This window comes from Corynebacterium sp. CCM 9204 (assembly GCF_041357695.1).
In the GTDB taxonomy this organism is placed as follows: domain Bacteria; phylum Actinomycetota; class Actinomycetes; order Mycobacteriales; family Mycobacteriaceae; genus Corynebacterium.
Map to the genome: position 1 here is coordinate 81440 of NZ_JAUERX010000006.1, position 6317 is coordinate 87756.

The 6317-nt window shown below is 61.5% G+C and carries 5 protein-coding genes; 3 read left to right on the top strand and 2 right to left on the bottom strand.

Translation table 11 applies throughout. The features are described 5' to 3' along the window. Positions 1-29: 29 nt before the first annotated feature. Complete coding sequence (locus tag QWU43_RS11075; RefSeq protein ID WP_370917875.1) at positions 30-1046, bottom strand: LLM class flavin-dependent oxidoreductase; 1017 nt, start codon at positions 1044-1046, stop codon at positions 30-32. Continuing rightward, positions 1047-1214 (bottom strand): hypothetical protein, encoded by a 168-nt coding sequence (locus tag QWU43_RS11080; RefSeq protein WP_370915377.1) that lies wholly within the window; start codon positions 1212-1214, stop codon positions 1047-1049. Here QWU43_RS11080 and QWU43_RS11085 point away from each other — a divergent pair. The 3 genes from QWU43_RS11085 to QWU43_RS11095 all read left to right on the top strand — a co-directional run bounded on the left by QWU43_RS11085 (position 1213) and on the right by QWU43_RS11095 (position 5746). Beyond that, complete coding sequence (locus QWU43_RS11085; protein WP_370917876.1) at positions 1213-2208, top strand: pseudouridine synthase; 996 nt, start codon at positions 1213-1215, stop codon at positions 2206-2208. The genes QWU43_RS11080 and QWU43_RS11085 overlap by 2 nt on opposite strands. A 158-nt stretch (positions 2209-2366) precedes the next feature. After that, complete coding sequence (locus QWU43_RS11090; protein WP_370917877.1) at positions 2367-3140, top strand: ABC transporter ATP-binding protein; 774 nt, start codon at positions 2367-2369, stop codon at positions 3138-3140. An 8-nt stretch (positions 3141-3148) separates the two neighbouring features. Beyond that, positions 3149-5746 (top strand): ABC transporter permease, encoded by a 2598-nt coding sequence (locus QWU43_RS11095; protein ID WP_370915374.1) that lies wholly within the window; start codon positions 3149-3151, stop codon positions 5744-5746. The last annotated feature ends 571 nt before the right edge of the window (positions 5747-6317 follow it).

Sequence of the window (6317 nt, forward strand, 5' to 3'; positions counted from 1 at the left end):
CCATTCACAACAGTGGGTTGACAGAACAGTCACATCCCCCTTTCACCCCTGCGCCGCCATTCGTCACCGAGCAGTGCAAGCGACCTTCTCCGGACCGCGGGATCATGGGCGTAGGTCACTGTAATCACTTCATCCAACCCCAGAGACTCAGCCCATCCGAGGAGCTGAGCCGCCACGTCCGGGGCAGTGCCGTAGGCCGTCATACGTAATGCCTGGCTAATATGGGCCGCCACGATCGGGTGTGGACCGACGACATCCCCCGGCGCGAGCAAAGGACCCCGTTCACCGTTAAGAACACCCGCGAAAGCCTGATACAGGGTCTTGAGCTGATAGCGAGACTCCTCCACGGAATCTGTCACCATGACGTTGACCGCAGCACTGGCCCATGGGCGGTTGAGCTGCGCGGTGGACGCGCCGGGGTTGAAGTTCCTCCGGTAGACATCAAGTGCGTCATGAAGCTGATCAGGTGCAAAATGACTGGCGAAACAGAAGGGTAGTCCCAATTCCGCCGCAACCCTGGCCCCTCCCGACGAGGACCCCAGAATGAAGAATTGCACCCCTGTCCCCCGGCCGATGACGGCGGTCTCCCCCGGGGCACCGGTCGACGGCCCGAGGTACCCGTGAAGTTCAGTGACGTCCCGCATGAAATCGGGGAGGTCGGCGGAACTCCGCCGAAGGCGGTCCGCGGTGAGTCGATCAGTTCCCGGCGCACGCCCGAGGCCACAGTCGATGCGGTCCGGGTACATCACGGACAGTGTGCCCAGATCCTCGGCGACCCGAAGTGGTGCGTGATTCGGCAGCATGATTCCGCCGGACCCGACGCGGATGGTCTCCGTAGCTGCCGCGACCGCACCCATGATGAGGGTGGTCGCGGAGCATGCGAGTGCCGTGGAATTGTGATGCTCAGCCAGCCAGTAACGGCGGTAGCCGTACCGTTCGGCGGTTCGGGCCGCCGCACAGGCTGCCTCGATCGCCGCTCTCGGACTCGACCCGGAGGACACGGGAACAAGATCAAGAACGGAGAGCCCGGGCAGCGGGTGACGCATCTAGGTGGCGGCGCCGTTCGCCGCATCCACGACCTCCGGGGTACGGGCCGGATCAGTGTTCGCAGGGTAGAGGAAATGATATATGGCCTGCAGAATGTCGCCGATGATCTTGCCGATTCCATGACTGAAGAACTCAGACAACTGAGCCATGAGAGAATTGATATCCATGGGCAAAAGGATAGTACAGCGCCGCCGCCGTCAGGCACCGCTACCGATCCGTGATGGCCTGAACCCATCCCGGGCACGACTGCCCGACGATGCTGCACCCGTGACAGCCCTCGAATTCGTTACGGAACTCGTCACGACGCAGACACACCGCGCAACCTGCGATGACACTGCTTCCATCCGTGCACGTTTCGACGCCGGAGAGGTCGTCGACCCGCAGGGACGACGACTCTCCCCGGACCGGGTCCTCGCCCCGGGACAGGACATCTGGTTCTACCGCACCCCCGCCCCCGAGACACCCGTGCCCGGCGACTGCAGGATCATCCACCATGACGAGCACCTCCTCGTCGTCGACAAACCCCACTTCCTCGCGACCATGCCACGCGGCCGCCACATCACCGAGACCGCCGTCGTCAAGCTCCGCCGGGAAACCGGGAACCCGGATCTCACCCCGGCTCACCGCCTCGACCGACTAACCGCCGGAATCCTCGTCCTCACCTGTGACCCCACAGTCCGCGGTGCTTACCAACAACTCTTTTCCTCCCGTAAGGTCCGGAAGACTTATCAGGCGACAGCCGCGCACCTCCCCGAACTGTCTGCCGCCGTCTCCTGCGGGCCGGTCACTTGGGAACATAGAATGCAGAAGACTCGGGGGAGACTGCAGTCCTACCTCGAAGAGGGCGAACCGAACGCACGCACCATAGTCAGCGCCGTGACCCCCGTCAGCGACACTGAACAAATCGCCCTCGAAGCCATTCACGGAGCGCTCCCCCGTCAGGCCCGCTACACCCTCCACCCTGCGACCGGACGCACACACCAACTCCGCCTGCACATGCTCATCGCCGGCGCCCCGATCCTTGGTGATCCGCTGTACCCGGACATTCTGCCCGAAGACACCGAGGACTTCCGAATCCCGATGCATCTCACGGCGACAATCCTCGAATTCACCGACCCGATCAGCGGCGCACAACGTTGTTTCGTGTCAGAACGCGCCTGAAATTCTGCACCGAACCATCTGCCCGTCAGCCCCGCTATCGGGGTATCCCCTACATGATTGCCCTGTCCCTTTCCGCAACGGCAGGGTTTAGTCTTGGGAGGACTCATTCCGGCAGATCCGAGAAATGCTGCATAGACATGAATTTCTGAGGAGAGAACGTGACCCATACCGTTTCCACCACCCCCACCGAACCGATACCGAACGAGGCAGCCGCCGCACGCGCCGAGAACCTGATCAAGCGTTACGGATCAGGAGAAACCGTCGTCAGCGCTCTCGACGGTGTCTCCGTTACCCTGAAACGGGGACAGTTCACCGCAATCATGGGTCCATCCGGTTCCGGGAAATCAACCCTCATGCACTGCATGGCTGGCCTCGACAGCGTGACCGAAGGCGCGACGTTCATCGGGGACACCAATCTCGCGGGCCTGCCCGACCGACAGATCACCGCACTACGCCGCGATCGTCTCGGTTTCGTCTTCCAATCCTTCAACCTCGTACCCACGCTCACCGCATCTGAAAACATCACCCTTCCCGTCGACATCGCCGGCGGAACCGTCGATCAGGCCTGGTTCGAGGAGGTGACCACCCGACTCGGACTGGCGAAACGCCTCGACCACCGCCCCACTGAGCTGTCCGGAGGCCAGCAACAGCGGGTTGCCGTGGCGCGCGCGCTTATCAGCCGACCCGAGATCGTCTTCGGGGATGAGCCCACCGGAAACCTCGACTCGAACGCTTCCGCCGAAGTGATGGACATTCTCCGCTCTGCCGTCGACGATCTCAGGCAGACCGTCGTCATCGTCACCCACGACGCGAAAGCCGCGAGTTACGCAGATCGGGTGATCTTCCTCGCCGATGGAAAAATCGTCGACGAACTTGAGGATCCCACCGCAGAGAGCATCCTGTCCGTGATGGCCGACATCGAGAAGCTGTGAGTCGCCCCATGAGCACATCCACCTACACCGGACTCCGTAAACCCATGCGGACGATCTCCCGTCGGACGATCGCCGCCCACAAACTTCGGCTCGCACTGACGATCCTCGCCGTCGTCCTCGGCACAGCGTTCATCGCTGGCTCGTCGATGTTCACCGCGTCCCTGTCGAGCAGTTTCGCCAAGATCATCGCCACACAATACGACGACGTCGACATCGTCATCTCCGGACCACAGGGAGCGGGCCGTGGGGTAAATGTCGACACCGTCCGCGAACTCCGCGAGCGGGACGACCTCACCGCTGCAGACATGATCGTCCAGCCCGCACCGATCATCCTCGCCGGAAGCGACGGTAAAGCCATTCAGACCGGCGGTGCACCATCGGACGCGATTCCGTTCAATCCAGACGGAGGGAACGCCGCAACACTCACACTGTCCGACGGCGACTGGCCCCGGGACACCAACCAGGTGGCCGTCAACACCAGCGCCGCTGAACGCGGGAACATCAGCATCGGCGACAACGTCACGGTGGTCACCCCCCGTGACCAACTCGACGTAACCGTCACCGGAATCTACGATGTCCCCACCGCCACCGGGGGCTGGGTCGGAGTTCTGCTCCCCGAGAACCAATTCCTCGACACCTACGCCCCCAACAATCTCGTCAACTCCGCATCTCTCGTCCTCCGCGACAGCTCGGACCTCACCGCCACGATTGAGGATCTCCGCTCAACATACCCCGAATTGTCCATCGATGACGCCGATGTACTCGTCGAACGCCAGACCAAGGAACTGAAGAAAGCACTGAGCTTCGTCAACTACTTCCTCTGGGCGTTCGCGGCGATCGCACTACTCGTCGGAACGTTCATCATCTCCAACACCTTCGCCATGATCGTCGCCGAGAGAACCCGCGAGTTCGCGTTGCTCCGCAGTATCGGCGCCTCACGGTCACAGATCACCCGCTCCGTCATCGGCGAAGCCATCCTCGTCGGACTCATCGGATCCGCCCTGGGCATTCTCCTTGGTATTGCGCTGGCAAAGGGACTCTTCTTTGCTCTGAAGGCCGGCGGCATCGGTATGCCGGACAGCGGACTCTCGCTCACGCCCGCTACCGTCATCGTTCCACTCGTCGTCGGCGCGATCGTAACCGTCCTGAGCGCCTGGGCGCCTGCACGCCGCGCCGGAGCCATCCACCCGGTCGAGGCCATGCGCAGTGGAGACAGTTCCTCCGGTAATTCCCTCCGTACCCGCACCGTCATCGGCGGACTGATCACCTCGGCGGGGACAGGCCTCTGCCTCTTCGGTGCGTTCACCACCAGTATCGATGAAATGAAATACCGGCTTATCGCCATCGGGATCGGTGCTCTCGCGGTGATCATCGGCGTATGGCTCATCGGACCTGCACTGTCCATCCCGGTAGTCGGCGGACTCGGACGTGTCATCGGCGCCCCCTTCGGCGCCGTCGGTAAGCTCGCCTCAACGAATTCCCGCCGCAGCCCCCGTCGTACCGCCGCTACTGCCTTCGCGCTCACCCTGGGGCTGATGATGGTTAGCTCCATCGGCATGCTCGGTGCCACCATGCGCCACAGCATCGAGAACATCGTCGAAGACGTGTTCACCTCGGATTACATCATCTCAGCGCAGAACTCCAACGTCTTCAAGATCCCGTCCTCGGTACCAGCGAATATTGCCGCCCTCGACGAGGTGGAGACAGTGCACACCATCTACCTCGCCCCCATCCTGGTAAACGGCGCGCCACTTTACCCGGTCTTCGGAGGGCCTCCGAAAACCGGCGTGACGGACCTCAACTTCGATTCGGCAGAGGGCCTGGATATCGCCATAACGGAAGGAACCGGGAACCTCCACGACGAGAAGGGGGTCATCCTCTACAAGGACATTGCCGATAAATTCGGACTCAAGGTCGGGGACAAGCTGACCCTGTCAACTCTCAATGATTCCGATTCAATTGAGGTACCGCTGATCGGAATTCACGACCAACTCCAGGCGGGTGGCCCCGGTTTCATCAGCCTCTCCGCAGCGAGCGAACTGCTGCCAGTGAATCAGATGGACATCGAGATGGTGCTTGTCGACGCCGCGGCAGGGACCTCCGAGGCCAAACTAGGAGAGGCGCTTCGGGAAGCGATGGCCGACTATCTCGTCGTTCAGGTGATGTCGAAAGAAGAGTACGCGAGTTCCCAGGCTAACCAGGTTGACCAACTGCTCGGAATTCTCTACGGGCTACTCGGTCTCGCCGTCATCATCGCTGTCCTCGGCATCATCAACACCCTCGCACTGTCCGTGACGGAGCGGCGCCGAGAGATCGGCATGCTCCGTGCGCTCGGAACCCAACGTAACCAGATCCGCACGATGATCTATCTCGAATCCGTGGTCATCGCGCTTTTCGGCGCGTTACTCGGGGCAGCAGTCGGACTCGGACTCGGCTGGTGTTTCACCCGCACGATCGGTGAAGACTCCCTCGACACCATCGTCATCCCATGGGGCCAACTCGGACTCATGCTCGTGACCTCAGCTATCGTCGGTGTCATCGCCGCCGTTTGGCCCGGACACCGGGCCGCGAAGACGAAGCCGTTGGACGCCATCAGCGAACGCTGATCTTTACCCAGCGTTATTTGAGTGGCCGGGCCCGGGCATCGCAGGAGACATCAATTTCTCCCGTGGTGCGCGGGTCTTTTTGTATGTCGAAGTCACGTTCGTCGCCCGCGATACACAGGTATCGCGGGCAGTTCCGTTAGTACGGTGTGTTAAGACCCCGAAGTATCTATCGGATAATCTCTGTCGGGCGGGCTCACTCCCAACACCGTCCGTTCCGGGAACAACTCGTACAAGACGAACACGTCAGAGATATTCCGACCGATCCGAGGAACCCGTGGGACCAAGCGACCCGTCTACTGGTTCCAAGGTTCGACGGAAATCGCTCGTACCTCAAACCCGAGGGTCTAATCAAGCCCGGTCCGACTGTCTGTGCACTGTTGCCACATTCCACATCAGTGCTCCTACTCTGATCGTCTTTTGTTTTTGCGTGACGTTGTCCGTCCCTGACGCGCAGTTAGAGGGTACCGATGGGGTCCCGTTCATCGCACAGTTCCGTCTAGCGCGAATAACATCCGAGCCGCTGGTGTGTGTTGGGTCTTCCCCCGGTGTGCCCTCATTGTGGTGTAGCTCG